At 64.4% G+C, this 14786-nt stretch carries 15 protein-coding genes; 5 read left to right on the forward strand and 10 right to left on the reverse strand.

Going from position 1 to position 14786, the window contains the following annotated elements:
- Entirely contained in the window at nt 1–642 is a 642-nt protein-coding gene (locus AC1DIN_RS12160) for a CDP-alcohol phosphatidyltransferase family protein (protein WP_476809986.1), read from the forward strand.
- 98 nt (nt 643–740) lie between these two features.
- Here AC1DIN_RS12160 and acnA read toward each other — a convergent pair whose 3' ends face one another.
- From acnA to AC1DIN_RS12190, 6 genes are all read right to left on the reverse strand, one after another.
- Nucleotides 741–3371: an aconitate hydratase AcnA gene (gene acnA / locus AC1DIN_RS12165; RefSeq protein ID WP_476809987.1), complete on the reverse strand. Its 2631-nt coding sequence runs from the start codon at nt 3369–3371 to the stop codon at nt 741–743.
- A gap of 122 nt (nt 3372–3493) precedes the next feature.
- A complete protein-coding gene (locus tag AC1DIN_RS12170; protein ID WP_476809988.1) occupies nt 3494–4156 on the reverse strand; it encodes an aspartate/glutamate racemase family protein in 663 nt (220 codons plus the stop codon).
- Between the two features lie 10 nt (nt 4157–4166).
- Complete coding sequence (locus tag AC1DIN_RS12175) at nt 4167–5234, reverse strand: ABC transporter ATP-binding protein (RefSeq protein WP_476809989.1); 1068 nt, start codon at nt 5232–5234, stop codon at nt 4167–4169.
- Nucleotides 5227–6912, reverse strand: coding sequence for an ABC transporter permease (locus AC1DIN_RS12180; RefSeq protein WP_476809990.1), 1686 nt, complete (start codon nt 6910–6912; stop codon nt 5227–5229). The genes AC1DIN_RS12175 and AC1DIN_RS12180 overlap by 8 nt, the downstream gene beginning before the upstream one ends.
- 24 nt (nt 6913–6936) lie before the next feature.
- Nucleotides 6937–8037 (reverse strand): ABC transporter substrate-binding protein, encoded by a 1101-nt coding sequence (locus AC1DIN_RS12185; protein ID WP_476809991.1) that lies wholly within the window; start codon nt 8035–8037, stop codon nt 6937–6939.
- Between the two features lie 140 nt (nt 8038–8177).
- The gene (locus tag AC1DIN_RS12190; protein WP_476809992.1) at nt 8178–9092 is read right to left on the reverse strand and encodes a GntR family transcriptional regulator; all 915 of its coding nucleotides are present in this window, start codon (nt 9090–9092) and stop codon (nt 8178–8180) included.
- A 141-nt stretch (nt 9093–9233) separates the two neighbouring features.
- Between AC1DIN_RS12190 and AC1DIN_RS12195 the strand changes: the two genes are divergently transcribed.
- Genes AC1DIN_RS12195 through AC1DIN_RS12210 form a run of 4 tightly spaced genes read left to right on the forward strand, consistent with a single transcriptional unit; the run spans nt 9234 to nt 11725 of the window.
- Nucleotides 9234–10310, forward strand: a complete 1077-nt coding sequence (locus AC1DIN_RS12195; RefSeq protein WP_476809993.1) for an isocitrate/isopropylmalate dehydrogenase family protein — start codon at nt 9234–9236, stop codon at nt 10308–10310.
- A 2-nt stretch (nt 10311–10312) separates the two neighbouring features.
- Complete coding sequence (locus AC1DIN_RS12200; protein WP_476809994.1) at nt 10313–11089, forward strand: transporter substrate-binding domain-containing protein; 777 nt, start codon at nt 10313–10315, stop codon at nt 11087–11089.
- Nucleotides 11090–11105: 16 nt separating this feature from the next.
- Complete coding sequence (locus AC1DIN_RS12205; RefSeq protein ID WP_476809995.1) at nt 11106–11339, forward strand: hypothetical protein; 234 nt, start codon at nt 11106–11108, stop codon at nt 11337–11339.
- Between the two features lie 5 nt (nt 11340–11344).
- On the forward strand, nt 11345–11725 hold the full coding sequence (locus AC1DIN_RS12210; protein ID WP_476809996.1) for a methylglyoxal synthase: 381 nt from the start codon (nt 11345–11347) through the stop codon (nt 11723–11725).
- A gap of 108 nt (nt 11726–11833) precedes the next feature.
- On the opposite strand, the gene sorB is transcribed toward AC1DIN_RS12210, so the two are convergent.
- The 4 genes from sorB to AC1DIN_RS12230 form a co-directional block, all read right to left on the reverse strand.
- A complete protein-coding gene (gene sorB, locus AC1DIN_RS12215; RefSeq protein WP_441470413.1) occupies nt 11834–12154 on the reverse strand; it encodes a SorB family sulfite dehydrogenase c-type cytochrome subunit in 321 nt (106 codons plus the stop codon).
- A gap of 17 nt (nt 12155–12171) precedes the next feature.
- Entirely contained in the window at nt 12172–13389 is a 1218-nt protein-coding gene (gene sorA, locus AC1DIN_RS12220) for a SorA family sulfite dehydrogenase catalytic subunit (protein WP_476809997.1), read from the reverse strand.
- 83 nt (nt 13390–13472) lie between these two features.
- On the reverse strand, nt 13473–14273 hold the full coding sequence (locus AC1DIN_RS12225) for an anti-sigma factor (protein WP_476809998.1): 801 nt from the start codon (nt 14271–14273) through the stop codon (nt 13473–13475).
- The gene (locus AC1DIN_RS12230; protein ID WP_476809999.1) at nt 14263–14781 is read right to left on the reverse strand and encodes an RNA polymerase sigma factor; all 519 of its coding nucleotides are present in this window, start codon (nt 14779–14781) and stop codon (nt 14263–14265) included. The genes AC1DIN_RS12225 and AC1DIN_RS12230 overlap by 11 nt, the downstream gene beginning before the upstream one ends.
- Nucleotides 14782–14786: the final 5 nt, after the last annotated feature.

The following is a 14786-nucleotide window of genomic DNA, read 5'->3' on the forward strand; positions in this document are numbered from 1 at the left end:
GTGGCGCAGGACGACAATCGACGCCCGCTGGCGAGCCGCGATTCCGGCTGGGCCCGGTCCATCGCCCGCCGGCTGAGCGCCGCGGCCGTGACGCCGAACCAGATTTCGATGGCGAGCATGGTGATGGCGGCTTTCGCCGGCATCGCCTTCTGGCAGGCGGGCGCGGCGGAGGCCTGGCCCCGCGCCGCCATGCTCCTCGCCGCCGCCCTGTTCTGTCAGCTCAGGTTGCTTTGCAACCTGTTCGACGGAATGGTGGCCATCGAAGGCGGCAAGCAGGAGCCCGATGGGCCGTTCTGGAACGAATTCCCGGATCGCGTTGCCGATATCCTCATTCTCGTCGGCGCCGGTTACGGGGTTGGCGTGCCGGCCTTGGGCTGGGCGGCTGCCGGTTTTGCCGTGCTGACCGCGTATACGCGCGAACTTGGCCGGGCCTGCGGGCTGCCGGCCGATTTCTCAGGCCCGATGGCCAAGCAGCACCGCATGGCGACGATCACTGGGGCAGCCCTGCTGTCACTGCTGGAACCGCTTTGGCGCGGCCACGACGAGGTACTGACGATCGCTCTCTGGCTCATCGCCGCCGGAGCCGCCGTAACCACCCTCAGGCGGGCTAGGAATATCGCACGAGGTTTGCGCGCGCGCTGAGTGCTCGCAAACATCGGCGCAGGAGCGGAAAAGCTTTCGGGCGGCCCGAACGGATGAACGTGACAGTCGCATGCACCCGGGGGCTTGGCCCTCGGCGCTCACGCGACGCCCATTACGGCTGGCGCGGGCCTCCCGAGAAGTCCACTCAGGACCTGCGGGATAAGCCCACCGGATTTCAGCAGGGTGACCTCGAGCGACGTTTCGATCGCGGCRCGCAAAATGAACTGGATGGGTTTGCCGTGAGAGCGGACGATCGTCAGCGGGACCGCGCAGCGGGGCGTCAAACGGTCCGGGCAGAGGTCGATCGCGAACAGGTCGTCTGAGCGAATATCAAGCGCGTCCGGATGGATGCCCTTCGGAAGCAGAAGCGGCAAAATCCCCATTCCAATCAGGTTTGTCCGGTGGATCCGCTCGATACTCGATGCAATGACGGCGCGAACGCCGAGCAGCGCCACCGCCTTTGCCGCCCAGTCCCGCGAGGAACCCATCCCGTACCGTTCGCCCGCAACAAGGACGAGGGGCGTCTTCTCCCGGGCATAGCGTTCGGCGGCCTCGATCAAAGGCACGATGCCCCCAGAAGGCTCGTGACGAGTGAAACCTGCTGGCACATCCGTCGGCACCAGCCGATTGACGGCCTGCCGGTTCGTGAAGGCGCCGCGGATCATCACCTCGTAGTTGCCTCGCCTAGAGGCGAAGACGTTGAGGTCCGCAGGGGCGCCGCCTTGCGCGATGATGTGCCGGCCGGCAGCACTGTCCGGGCGGATCTGATTGGCAGGCGAGATGTGGTCGGTGGTGACGTCGTCACCCAGGACGATCAGGGGCCTGGCATGCCCTTCTGTTGGAGGCAGCCCGCAAGTCCGGACGAACGGAGGCCTTCTCAGATAGGTGGAGGCCGGATCCCATGGAAATTGCGGTCCAGCCGGCGCATCCAGATCGACCCAAAGCGGGCGAGTGGCCGCCTCGTGATAGGCTGCATCGAAGTCCGCGACGTCCCAACCGGAGGCCACGGCAGCGTCGATTTCGGCACCTGTCGGCCAGATCTCGTGCAGCATCACCGGCCGACCATCGGCCTCAAAACCAACCGGTTCCCGCGTGATGTCGATGTTGACCGTGCCGGCGAGCGCGAAGGCGATGACAAGCGGAGGCGAAGCCAGAAATCCGTTTTCGAGATCGGGGTGGACGCGACCCGGGAAATTGCGGTTGCCGGAAAGGACCGCCACGGGCCGGAATCCTGGCCTGCCGAGCTCGCTTCGCACGACATCGAGCAAAGCTCCCGAGTTGCCGATGCAGGTCGTGCAACCGTAGCCGACGATGCCGAACCCCAGTCCCTCCAGATCGTCCAGCAGACCGGCACGACGCAGGAAGCATTCAGCGGTCGGTGACCCCGGCGCCAGGGAGGTTTTGACGTAACCGGGCGGCTTCAATCCGCGGGCGCGCGCCTTCCGGGCCAACACGCCGGCGGCGGCGAGCAGGCTGGCGTCGGATGTGTTCGTGCAACTCGTTATGGCTGCGATCACGACAGCCCCGTCCGGTATAGTAACGTCGCCCGGAGCCGACAAAGGTGGCTTGAAGGCGGAGCGAGTGCCGCCGGCAGGCAGCCTGTCCTGCGGACGACGCGGACCTGCCACGCTTGCTTCGATGGCGTCGAGGTCGACTGTGATCGTTCTTGTGAAGCGCGGTTCAGCGTCGGGATCAAACCAGAGATCGCTGGCCTTCGCATAGGCCTCGACCAGGCTGCAGTCCCGGGGCGAGCGGCCTATCCGCGCGAGGTACGCCAGAACCCTGCCGTCGATGGGGAAATAGCCGGTCGACGCCCCGTACTCCGGCGCCATATTGGCGATAGCAGCGCGCTCTCCAACCGAAAGCGTCGAGGCACCCCGACCGAAGAACTCGACAAAATCGCCTGTGACGCCGATGGCGCGCAGCGCGCGGGTCACCTCGAGTGCGAGGTCAGTGGCCAGCACGCCATCCCGCAGTCGCCCGACGAGTTTCACGCCGATCACATCAGGGATGCGCAGGACGACCGGGACGCCAAAGAGAGCCCCCTCGGCCTCCAGGCCGCCGACGCCCCAACCGAGCACGCCGAGACCATTGACGGTGGGTGTGTGGCTATCGGTTCCCAGCAGAACGTCAGGGAAGGCACGGCATTCGCCCTGGTGCATCTCGCTGGCGACGACCTTGGACAGTCGTTCAAGATTGATCGTGTGCATGATGCCCGATCCCGGGGGGTGAACCCGGATGCCTGGCATGGCCGAAGCCGCCCACTTCATCAGGCGATAGCGCTCGGCGTTGCGCGCAAATTCCTTCTCGAGATTCCGCTGGAATGCATCGGCGCGGGCGAAGAAGTCGACGCCGGATGAATGATCCGTCGAGACATCGACGGGAATGCGCGGCGTCAGGAGATCCGGGTCGCGCCCGCTTTCGGCGAGGACATCACGCATCGCGGCGATGTCGACCAGCGCCGGGCCGCAGGTCGTATCGTGCATCATGATCCGGTTTGGCAGGAACGGGATTTCGACAAGACTGCTGCCGCCTGCGAGCCACTCCCGAAGCGCCTGCGGAAGATGCGCGGTCTCCTCTGCGGGAGCCGACCGCATCGCATTCTCGAGCAAAATGCGCAGAACATGCGGCAATCGCCGAAAATCCGCCCCGAGGAGCGATGCAACGTCGAGGCGGCGGAACGTCTCGCCCGCCGCCTCGAAGGACTTCCATTCGGCTTTCTGTCTCAACTGCACGTTCTCACTCGGGCTTGAAGCCCGCCTTGTTCAAGATGTCGGCTCGAGGGTGGAACCCGGCCGTCAGCAGCTTCTGCATGGCGGCGCCGGCCAGGCTTGCCCTTGAGCGATGTTGTTCAGCCACCCAGCAGGCGCCGAAGTTTTCTGACGGCGGCATCCGGCGACGAGAGAACCGGCCGTGACGTCAGCGCCCGGCAGGCCGCGCCTGCACGCGACGTCGAAAAATGAGCGAGCAGGATCGCGTCCCGCTCGCCGAGTTCGGCCACGCCTTTGGAAACGCGCTGATCATGCGTTTCGGCGTCGCCGGCCCTGAGCGCCTCGATGGCACCGGAGGCCAGGTACGAGGTCAGCCGGGCACTCGGCCTGAGCCGCTTTGCTTCTTCTGCAAACTCCTGCTCCATCATGGCGACGGCCGGACCGAAGGTCGCGACCATCCCGATGTTTTCGCCATAGCCGAGGGCCTCCTCGAACATCGCCGCATTCGGCTTCAGGACTGGAACCGGCAGGATGCGAGCCGCCTCCTCGATGGCCGGCCCGAAGGCCGAGCAGGTGAAGAGGATCGCGCTTGCGCCGGTCGAGAGGCCGTACCGAGCCAGCGCCGCAATGCGGCGCGACAAGGCCTCGGTGAGCTCCCCAGCGGCGGCCCGATCCAAGGCCAGGCCATCGTCCAGGACACCGATCGTATCGGCCTCAGGCCAGATATGCCGAAACGACTGGGCGATCGGATCGACGGCCACCGGCGTCGCGTGGACGAGCGCAATGCGGATGCGGTCGGACATTGGTCCACCCTCAGGGATTGTACAGCCAGGTCGCCGAAGCCGGGATCCGGCAGTGCGCGACTGCCGCGCTCAGCGGCTCGTGACCTTGTGCGCGCAGACGCAGATCCCCCCGCTTCAGCCGGTACTCCCATTTCTCTCCGAGATAGATGCAGCCCTCGACATCGAACGGCGCGCTGCCGGAGCTCGCCTCCGGCGAAACCGAGATCGCCTCCATCCGGATGACGGCACGCACGGCGTTCGGGTCCGCGGGAGCCTCCCTGTCCTTCCAGACACCCGGCAGGGACAGGCCAGCGCAGGTGATTGCATCGGCCTGCCCTGACGCCCTTACAAGCTGACCGCTCAAGACGTTGTTCGTGCCCATGAAGTCGGCGGCGTAGAACGTCTCCGGCTTGCTGTAGATGTCGAGCGGGGTTCCCGACTGGACGATGCCGCCGCCCTTCAGCAGCAGGACCTGGTCAGCGATGGCCAGGGCTTCGGCCTGGTCATGCGTGACCATGATGGCACAGATCTTCAGATCGAGGATCAACTTGCGGATCCAAAACCTTGCTTCCTCACGCAGTTTTGCGTCGAGATTCGAGAGAGGCTCGTMGAGGAGCAGGACCTTCGGTTCGTAGACCAGGGCGCGGCAGATCGCGACGCGCTGCTGCTGACCGCCCGACAACTGGTCGGGATAGCGTKCCGCAAGATGCGCAAGGCCGAGCTTCTCCAGGATGGCTTCGACCTTGGCCTTGATTTCGCTCGCACCGACATTCCGGAGCTTCAAGCCATAGGCAACGTTCTCGAAAACGGTTCTGTGCGGCCAGAGCGCATAGGACTGGAAGACGAGACCGATCTGCCTCTGCTCGGGCGGCAGCGCGACACCGGCCTTGTCGTCGAGAACGCTAGTGCCACCGATCTTGATAACACCGATCTCGGGCTGCTCCAGGCCGGCGATGCAACGCAACAGCGTGGTCTTGCCGCTGCCCGAGGCGCCGAGCAACGCGACGATCCTGCCCTTCTCCGCGGTGAAGCTCGCCCCGGACAGGATCTGGAGGCCGCCCAGCCACTTCTGGACGTTGTCGACGACGAGGTCAGTCATGGATCTTGGCTCCCAGCCGCAGGGCCAGCGTCAGGCCGACCGCGGTCAGCAGGATTGAGATGAAGGAGAGCGCGGCGATCTGGTCCATCGCGCCCGACGTCAACAGCGACACCATCAGCGAGCCGATCACTTCGGTTCCGGCGCTCATCAGATAGACGCCCGTGGCATACTCCCGCAGGAAGACGATCATGATCATCGCCCACGCGCCGGCCAGTCCCGGTCGAACCAGCGGGATCACCACGTCCCGCCAGGTGTGGAAGGTCGTGGCACCGGCGGTGCGCGCCGATTCCTCGAGCTCCGGCGCCACCTGCAGCAACGTCGCCTGGATGATGCGAAGGCCATAGGACAGCCCGACGATAACGTAGGCGATCAGCAGGCTGAACAGCGTCGTCCGCAGCGGCACCAGGAAAGGCACGAACAGGAACAGCCAGAAGAAGGCGAGACCGACGATCAAGCCCGGCAGCGCCCGCGGGATCAGGACGGAGTAATCCAGGAGCGTGCCGGTCCGGCCGTGATTGCGGTGCCCCGCAAGACCGACCAGCAGGTAGAACGCGACCGCGAGCGCACCGCCGACGGCCGCCAGCAGGACCGTATTGACGATACCGCGGGACAGGCTCTGGATCTCGAAGACCGCGCGGAAATTGGCGAGCGTCCATTGCTCGGAAAGCCGGATGCCCTCGCCCCAGTTCTCGACGAAGGCGCGCAGCACGACCCCGCCCACCGGCAGGACCACCGAAACCAGCAGCCACAGCCCGATGATCGAGAGCGCGATCAGTTGCCCCGCGCCGCCGAGCTTGAGGAGATTGGTGCGCGCCCCCTTCCCGCCCACGGCCGCGAAGCGGCGGGCATGGCGCAGGAGCCGGCGCTGGATGAAGACCAGCGGCAGGGTGATAAAGATGAGGAAGACCGTCACGGCCGCCATGACCTGATAGGTCGGCGCGCCGAAGATCGTATTGACCTTGTAGATGTAGGTCGTGAGCATCAGGATGCCATTCGGGTCTCCAAGCACCAGGGGGATGCCGAAGGTCTCGAAACCCAGCAAAAGATTGAGCGCCGCGCTGAAGACCAGTGCCGGGAGCACCATCGGCAGCGTGACGTCGAGAGACACACGCCAGATGCTGGCCCCCGCCGTTCTGGCAGCCTCTTCCAGGTCGCTGGGCAGGCGGCGCATCGCTGAAGCGACGTAGAGATAGACGGTCGGGACGTGGCTGAGGCCGCCGATCAGGATGATGCCGGGGAGCGTGTAGATGCTCCAGGGAGCTGATCCGAAGATGTTCCGGAACGCGATCGTGACGAAACCGGACGGCCCGACGGCTACCGTATAGCCGAAGGCGAGCACGATCGAGGACAGGAACATCGGAACCAGGACGAGCGGCTCAAGCCAACCCCGCCCCTTGAGATCGGTGCGCGTGATCAGGAAGGCCAAAAGCCCTCCCAGCGGCACGGCGACGACGACCATGCCGATGGCGTAGAGGGTCGTCGTCCAGAGAGCCCGATAGAATTCGGGGTCTGTCAGAATGAACTGATAGGCTTCCAGGCTGGGTCGAGCCGCCTCGTCAAAGAACGGAGCGCTGAGAAAGCTCTGGTAGATGATGAGAGCGGCCGGCGCCGCGACCATCGCGAACAGGGCCAGAATAACCGTGGCCCTGAAGCGGGGTGCTTGAGCTGCGAGTGACATTGGATCCCTCGGAGGACTGACGGCTCAGCCGCGTAGCGCCTCTTTCCAGCGGCGGAAGAAATCCGCGCGGTTCTTCGGCTCGGTTGCCTCGAGGAGCGCGGCCGTGACCGGGATCGGCTTGAGGTTACCCTTGGCCATCTCGGTCAGCTTGGTCAGATTGAGACCGCTGGTGACGTCGGTTCGGATCGAGGGCGCACCCACCGACGCCAGCGCCGACTGACCCGTGGCACCTATCAGGAAGTCAAAGAAGACCCTGGCCGCGTTGGGGTGCGGGGCGCCCTTGGAGATATTGGCAACGCGCGAAAACGCTGCGGTGTGGTCAGAGGTCAGGATGTAGCCGAGCGCCGGATTCTTCGCCGCCCACTCGATGGCGTAGGACCCGATGACGTTGAACGCGAGCCAATGCTCTCCGGACACGATTTTTTCGCGCATCGCACCGGAACTGCCGTAGGTCTTGCCCTCGGTTGCTCCGAACGCGCGAACGAGGTCGAACGTATCCGGCATGTTGCGGGCATCGTTGCTGAAGAACAGGAAACCCGTCCCGCTCTTTTCCGGATCGAACGTTGCGAGCTTGCCCTTCAACGCATCCTTGTTGTCACGCATGAACGCCAGCAGTTCCGGCCTGGTCTGCGGCAGCTTGAACTGGGCCAGCTGCGCCTTGTTGTAGAGGATTCCGACCGGCTCGACCGTGGTGCCGTAGAGGGTGTCGTTGAAATTGGCCCAGCTCGGCAGATGGCTGGCTTCGGGCGACTTGTAGGCCTCGGCAAGCCCCTTCTGGACAAGCACCATCTGGAGGTCCATCGCCGAGGTCCAGACGACATCCGAGCCGACCTGCTTGGCAGCCGCTTCGGAAATGATGCGGTTGTAAGCGCCGTTGGTGCCGAGATCGTTGTAATCGACGCGAATGCCGGGAAAGGCCTTCTGGAAAGCCTCGACGATCGGGCGCCCTTGCACGTCGTCGGTCGAGGTGTAGATCGAAACGACACCTTCGGCGCGCGCCTTTTCGATGACCGCCTTGTAGTCTGCCGGATAGCCGGCGGGCAGTTCCTGGGCACGGGACGGCGAACCACAGCCGAGCGCCCCAAGGCCCGCAGCCGACGCGAGCACGAATTGCCGGCGATCCATCATTGCTACCCTCCCGTTGCTTTTCATTGTGGGGAGGAGCCTATCTTCGCAGATTGGCTTTATCAAGATATAAAACCATTTTCCTTTTGACGCGCATTTAGGCGCCTCGAAGGCCCCTCGCGCCTCGCCGGGAAGCGGAGCTAGGCGGCGCGGTCGGCGTCGCCCGATTTCGGATGCACGACCGGTGACTTGGAAGCCAATGCGCCGCTGAGATGCCGGCGCATCAAATGGGCCGCCTCCAGATTATCTCCCTTGGCAAGGAGATCGAGGATCTGGAGGTGTTCAGTGCTCTGAACAGCAATGCGCTGCGGATTCACTTTCAGGCGGTATTCCGCCAGGCGCCGGAGCTGGTTCGCCCGCTCCAAAGCATGGAAAAACATAGGATTGCCCGACATTTTGATGATGCCCTCGTGGAACTCGGCACCGGCAGCGGTCATGGCCGCGGGAGCCAGCCCCTCGAGATTGCCTGAAGCGAGGCGTTCCTGGGTTCGACGGAGCGACGCCGCCACGGCCTTGTCGAAACGGAAGCTTGACTCGAGTAGCGCTGCCGGCTCGATCACCGCCCGGAAGCGATAGATTTCCTCGAACGCCTCGGCGGTTTTGGCGACCTGGCGCAGCTTCCAGCCATATCCCGGCTTCGGTTCCGCCCAGCCTTCGCGAGCGGCACGGGACAGAAGATCCTGAGCCTGCGAGCGCGTGAGATTGTATCGCTCCCGGACGGCCTGCTCGGTCTGTTCCGCGCCGATCCGGTCTTTCAGCCAGTCTTCCGCCAGCTGGTAATAGGGATCGCTCTCCGCAGGACCGAATGGTTCCAGCGCGCCCTCCCCGCCCTTGCGGCGCTCCGTCGCGAGCACGAAGAATCCGCGATTACGCCGATTCTCTATAACCCCCTGATCGCAAAGGAGAGCAAGCGCCTCGCGAACAGGCGAACGCGAAACCTCGAAGCGCTTGGCGAGCGCTTCGGTCGCGAGGTGCGAACCTGTTCCAAACTCTCCCATCCCAATGCGCGCGATGATGTCGTTGGCGATGCGAAGAGCGAGAGGGCTATTGGGCATGACGGGCGCCGATTGAACTCCACGAGTGATCGCAGGTCGCGTGGGCGATGGCAATCACCCCAGGCCACCTTGACCCATTATTGGTTTTATTACATTCAATAGCCAATTCAAAGACCGTGACGATGCCCGAGGAAAGCCAAAATGAAAATTCTCGTCCTGCCCTGCGACGGCATCGGCCCGGAGATTGTCTCCGCCTCGATGGCTGTCCTCGAAGTCGCGAGCGACCGCTTCGGTCTCGGCCTCCAGTTCGAATACGACGATGTCGGCTTCAAGAGCCTCGAGAAGCACGGCACCACGCTGCGCGAAAGCGTGCTTGATCGGGCGCGGTCGGATTTCGATGGCGTGATCCTCGGCACCCAGTCGCACGCCGACTACCCGGCGCCCGAGAAAGGCGGACGCAACGTTTCCGCCGGCTTCCGCATAGGCCTCGATCTCTACGCCAATGTGCGCCCGGCCCGCACGCGCCCCTTCATCGAGTCCAACATGAAGCCCGGGAAGACGATGGATCTCGTCATCATGCGCGAGGCAACCGAGGGGTTTTATCCGGATCGCAACATGCATCTCGGCTGGGCGGAGTTGATGCCCTCGCCGGACATGGCGATCTCGCTGCGCAAGATCACGGCTCACTGTTCGAACCGCATTGCGCGGCGTGCCTTCGAGCTCGCCTCCAAGCGCCGCAAGAAGGTGACGGCCGTCCACAAGGTGAACAGCTTCCATCAGACCGACGGCCTTTTTCTGCGTGAAGTGCGCAAGGTCGCCGCGGAGTTCCCGGATGTGAAGCTCGATGACCTCCTGATCGATGCCTCGACGGCGCATCTGGTTCGGAGCCCCGAGCGGTTCGACGTCATCTGCGCAACAAACTTCTATGGCGACATCATCTCGGATCTGGCCAGCGAGCTGTCCGGCAGCCTGGGTCTTGCCGGCTCGATGATGGCCAGCGACACGCATTGCTGCGCCCAGGCCCAGCATGGTTCCGCCCCGGATATCCAGAACCAGGACAAAGCGAACCCGGTTTCGATGATCCTGTCTTGCGGCATGCTCCTGCAGTGGTTAGGCGAAAAGCGCAATCTGCCGGCTTTCGAGCAGGCGTTCCATGCCATCGACAAGGCCATCGACACCGTGCTGACCGATCCCGCCTCACGCACTCCCGATCTTGGCGGCAAGGCCGGCACGAAGCGCTTCGGCGAACTCGTCGCCGAAACCGTGCGGACGGCCTGACGATGGGCGAAGAGGCAAAGCTCATCAGCCAGATCGTCGGCGCTCCGCCGGATGCGGTTCGCCACGTACTATCGCGTCATGGCGTGCTGCGAGCCGGCATCAACCTGTCGAACTTTCTGCTTGTTTCGAGCCGGACAGCCGATGGTGGTCCGGCCGGCGTCTCGCCCGACATGGCGGCCACCTTGGCGGCCTGCCTGAGCCTGCCGCTGAAATACGTCCCCTATGAATCGCCCGGCAAACTCGCAGATGCGGCTGAGCGAGACGAGTGGGACGTGGCGCTGCTTGGAGCAGAACCCCAGCGCGCCGCCGTCATCGACTTCACCCCGGCCTATGCCGAGATCGAGGCGACCTATCTGGTTCCTCCGGGATCGTCTCTGCAATCCCTGGCAGAGGTGGACATGAAGGGGCGGCGCATCGCCGTTGCCGCCCGCACGGCGTATGGCCTGTGGCTCGAACGAAACGTCCGCGAGGCCGAACTCGTGACCGGGCTGAATTTCGACGAGGCTTATCAGCATTTCGTCGACGGCAAGCTCGATGCTCTGGCGGGCCTGAGGCCGAAGCTGATCGAGGACGAAAAGAAGCTGCCGGGTTCGCGGATGCTTCCCGGGCGCTTCATGGCCGTCCAGCAGGCGCTCGGCACCCCCAAGGCGTCCGGCGTCGCGCTCGATTATCTTCGCAGCTTCGTCTCAGCGGCCATCCAAACGGGACTCGTTGGTCAGTTGATCGCCAGACACGGCGTGGTCGGGCTCTCCGTCGCCGGGACCAACACCGACAGCTGAAGCGACGAAAGGCCGGATGAACCCGGCAAAATCGGGCTCCTTCCGACAGGTGGATTTCTTCGCCCTCGCGCTCGCCACCCTCGAAGGCTTGGCGCGGGCGGTGGTTTCCGGGAAGGATCTCCGAAGCGCTGTTTACGCGGCTGACGGGCTCGACCAGATTGCGAAGCTCCTGATCCTCAGCTCCGGCCGCAGCGACAAGCTTCGAGGCGAGACCGAAGTCGAGGAACTCAAGTGCGTCTTCGGGGGCTGAGCGCGATGTCTCTCACGATCGGTATGGTGGCCCATGACAGCAAGAAGCCGGATCTCGCTGCCTGGGCCGTGCAGCACGCAAACTTGATCGCGCATCATACCGTCATCGCGACGGCGACGACGGGTGGCGTGCTGAAATCCTCGCTTCCCGATCTCAATATCCGCCTGGTCAAAAGCGGCCCTCTGGGAGGCGACCAGCAAGTCGGCGCGATGATTGCGCAAGGCGAATTGGACGTGCTTCTGTTCTTTCCCGATCCCCTCGCCGCCCAGCCTCACGACGTCGACGTCAAGGCACTGCTGAGGCTGGTCCTCGTATACGACATCCCCGCGGCCTTCAGTCCCAGCACCGCGAGCGCCCTCGCCCGATCAGGCCTTTTCGATCGATAGACACGGCATGACGCGACGCTGGCGGCCCCGCCAAGGGCCGCCACGTCTCAAAAGAGGGTCCGTGGCTGGAGACAGGCCCCTGGCAACATGGCGCCGGCCCCAGTCCGGTCAGTAGGTCTGGCCGAGGTACTCCGCGATGGCCTTGGCGTCCTTCTCGTCGATCGGGGCCTTGTAGACCTTGATCATTTTCTGGACCTCGGCATCCCAGAAGGCCTGCCCCTTCCTGCTCGGCTGGTAATTGATGTAGTCGACCGAGTGACAGGCCGTGCAATTGTTCTTGGCGGCCTCGAAGCCCGGCTCGGAGCCGGGCTTGAGCGTGGCCGTCTCGTCCGGGAGCTTATAGGTCTTCGGAGCGGCGAGCGCGGTTCCGGCAAGGGCAAACGCCAGGATGAATACGGCGCCGAACGTGCGGGGGCGGCAAGTGGTCATCGTCATGACAATCTCCCTCACGCTGCCGTGACGCGCGTCGTCTCGACGACATTGCGCAGGTAGCCGGACGGGTTCCAGAGCGGTTGCATCGGCTGGGTCTGGCCCTTGGCGTTGGTGGCCTTGACCATGAGCTTCTGCTCGCCGGCTGCCACGGGGACATTCGCCTTCCATTCGCGGAAGGAGTACTTGCCGAGATCCTGCCCCAGACCGGCCTTGACCCAGGACTGCCCGCCATCGCCGGAAACCTGGACTTCGGCGATGCCGGCGCCCCCATCGAAGGCGATGCCGCGCAGCGCCAGTTGGCCCGCCTTGACCTTCGCGCCGTCCAGCACGTTGGTGATGAAGGAGCGAACGGTGAAGCGGTTGATCGGGATCGTCGCCACGGGCGCCTTTCCGGGCTCGACGCAGGCGCAATCATTGTCGGGAATCCGGTAGGCCGTCTTCATCCAGAAGCTGTCGAGCTCCTTGTCCAGCACGGTGATCTCGTTCAGGTGCTTGACCCAATAGGTGCCGTAATAGCCGGGCACGACGAGGCGCAGCGGATAGCCGTTGAGCCAGGGAAGATCGGTCCCGTTCATGGCATAGGCCAGCATGACTTCACCGTCGCGGGCATGGTCGAGCGCGAGCGCCTTCGTGAAGTCGGGCGTATCGGGCGAAACCGGGCCGTCGAGCCCCCCGAAGGCCACCTGCACGGCTCCCGGCTGGACCCCGGCTCGTTCCAGCACAGCCTTGAGCGAGACGCCGCGCCAGCGCGCATTGCCCATGGCACCGTTGCCGAGCTGGCCGCCGGCGACCCGCGGCTCGACGAAGCCGCGGCTATTGCCGGAGCACTGGTTGACCGCAACGACCTCGATCGCGGGGAAGCTGCCTTTCAGTTCGCGCAGCGACAGCGAGAGCGGCTTGGATACCTTGCCTTTCACCTCGAGCCGGAAGGTTTCGGGATCGATCTCCAGCGGAATGTCGGCGAGATGGTAGCGAACGAAGAAGGCGTCGTTCGGCGTGATGACACCATCGTTGAAGACAGAGAACGGCGTCTCAAGCTGCGGCGGGCGAGCTGTCTGCTGGATCAGCGGGCGTTTTCCCGGCACTTTGACGAGTTCGCGCTCGCCGTTCTCGAAAGGCAGTTTGACGGTTTCGGCGGCCAGGACCGAGAAGCGCGATCCAGAGATCGCGACGGCTCCCACCCCCAATGCGGCACTGCCGGCAGATGTCAGCATCTGTCGTCTGTTCAACATGGCGTTTCTCCCGAGGACACATTCCTCGGGAGATTGAGACGCATGAGAGCGTCGATTTATTCCATATCGAGGAAAGAACGTGGTCAGGCGCCGCAAGGCTGGCCGATATTCGGCACGTCCCGGAGAGCCGCAACCTGCTCGTCGGTCGGCGCCTGCTTCTGACGGGTCAGCTTGGCGATGACGTCGGCGAGGCGGTCGAGACGCGCTGGATCCATGCCCTGGCTGAGTAGCGCATAATCGGCTCCCACCGCACTCCACGCGCGAATGCGCAGCCCATCGCGGTCGGACGCGGCCGGCACGGCGTCCCAGCGTCCAGAATGCGGTGCCATCCAGAGCCCGAGCCGGCAGCCATGTGGGCCGCGATAGCCGGCCAGCAGGCCTCCATCGCCCGACGTCGGATCGAGCGAGAGATAAGTGAGCTCCAACGCGGAGGCACGCAAATCGGGAAGGTGTCCGCTCTGGGCGGCAGCGAGATCGATCCGGACGCGCTGCTCCGGCGCCTCCGCCTGGCGTCCTGCGATCCAGTGGCGATGAGCCGCGACCGCTGCGGCGAGCACTCCGTCAGGTGCCTTCGCCGGGCCGGAGGGGCGCAGGGCGAGGAAACCGATGCATGCTGCGAGCGCCAGAGCGGCCGCGATAGGCAGGGCCGCGCTGAAACGACGCCTGCGCGGCAGCATGAATGCCGGCGGCGCCATCTCGGGAGGCAGGCGGCGTGTGACGGCGCGCAGCCGCGACAGCGTCGCCACGCGCTCGGCCAGCCGTGGGTCACGGGCGATCGCGGCCGCAACATCGGCTGCTTGCTCGGGCGAGAGCTCGTCGTCGACATAGGCATTCAGCCTGTCGAGGGAAACTCTGTCTCCCCCAGCCGATTTTTCACCGTGCATGTCGGTGCCTCGACTGGAGCGGGCGCAGGTTCTCGCGCTCGATGACTGCCAGCAATGCCTGCCTGGCCCGGCTCAACCGGCTCATGATCGTCCCTTGCGGCATGCCCAGGATAGATGCGACCTCGCCATAGCTGAACCCGGCCAAATCAACCAGTTCGATGATCTCGCGGTGGTGGGGCGGTATTTGCTTCAAGGCCTGCCGAACGGTGATTTCAGCAATTATGCTGTCATCGTAGCGATAGTCGAAGCCGGGCCCCTCCTCCACAGCTCCGTTTTCAGGCTCGTCATGGATGTGGCGGGTGCGGCGATAATTGTCGATCCAGGCATTGCGGACGATCTTGAACAACCAAGCGCGCACGGCTTCAGGGCGGGGCTGAGCACCCGAGCTCCCGAGAGCCTTGAGAGCGCAGGACTGGACCAGGTCCGCAGCAGCGTCGGCATTGTCGGTCAGGCGGAGCGCATAGGAAAAAAGGCTCTTCCAGTTGCTGCGCAACGCTTCTTCGATCATCGCTC

The organism is Allobosea sp. 05T438, assembly GCF_056396025.1.

Excerpts from the sequence above, each read along its gene's own strand:
- AC1DIN_RS12170 (WP_476809988.1), bottom strand. The coding sequence starts at position 4,156 with ATGTCCGACCGCATCCGCATTGCGCTCGTCCACGCGACGCCGGTGGCC.
- AC1DIN_RS12180 (WP_476809990.1), bottom strand. The coding sequence starts at position 6,912 with ATGTCACTCGCAGCTCAAGCACCCCGCTTCAGGGCCACGGTTATTCTG.
- AC1DIN_RS12185 (WP_476809991.1), bottom strand. The coding sequence starts at position 8,037 with ATGGATCGCCGGCAATTCGTGCTCGCGTCGGCTGCGGGCCTTGGGGCG.
- AC1DIN_RS12190 (WP_476809992.1), bottom strand. The coding sequence starts at position 9,092 with ATGCCCAATAGCCCTCTCGCTCTTCGCATCGCCAACGACATCATCGCG.
- AC1DIN_RS12195 (WP_476809993.1), top strand. The coding sequence starts at position 9,234 with ATGAAAATTCTCGTCCTGCCCTGCGACGGCATCGGCCCGGAGATTGTC.
- AC1DIN_RS12200 (WP_476809994.1), top strand. The coding sequence starts at position 10,313 with ATGGGCGAAGAGGCAAAGCTCATCAGCCAGATCGTCGGCGCTCCGCCG.
- AC1DIN_RS12205 (WP_476809995.1), top strand. The coding sequence starts at position 11,106 with ATGAACCCGGCAAAATCGGGCTCCTTCCGACAGGTGGATTTCTTCGCC.
- AC1DIN_RS12210 (WP_476809996.1), top strand. The coding sequence starts at position 11,345 with ATGTCTCTCACGATCGGTATGGTGGCCCATGACAGCAAGAAGCCGGAT.
- sorB (WP_441470413.1), bottom strand. The coding sequence starts at position 12,154 with ATGACCACTTGCCGCCCCCGCACGTTCGGCGCCGTATTCATCCTGGCG.
- sorA (WP_476809997.1), bottom strand. The coding sequence starts at position 13,389 with ATGTTGAACAGACGACAGATGCTGACATCTGCCGGCAGTGCCGCATTG.
- AC1DIN_RS12225 (WP_476809998.1), bottom strand. The coding sequence starts at position 14,273 with ATGCACGGTGAAAAATCGGCTGGGGGAGACAGAGTTTCCCTCGACAGG.
- AC1DIN_RS12230 (WP_476809999.1), bottom strand. The coding sequence starts at position 14,781 with ATGATCGAAGAAGCGTTGCGCAGCAACTGGAAGAGCCTTTTTTCCTAT.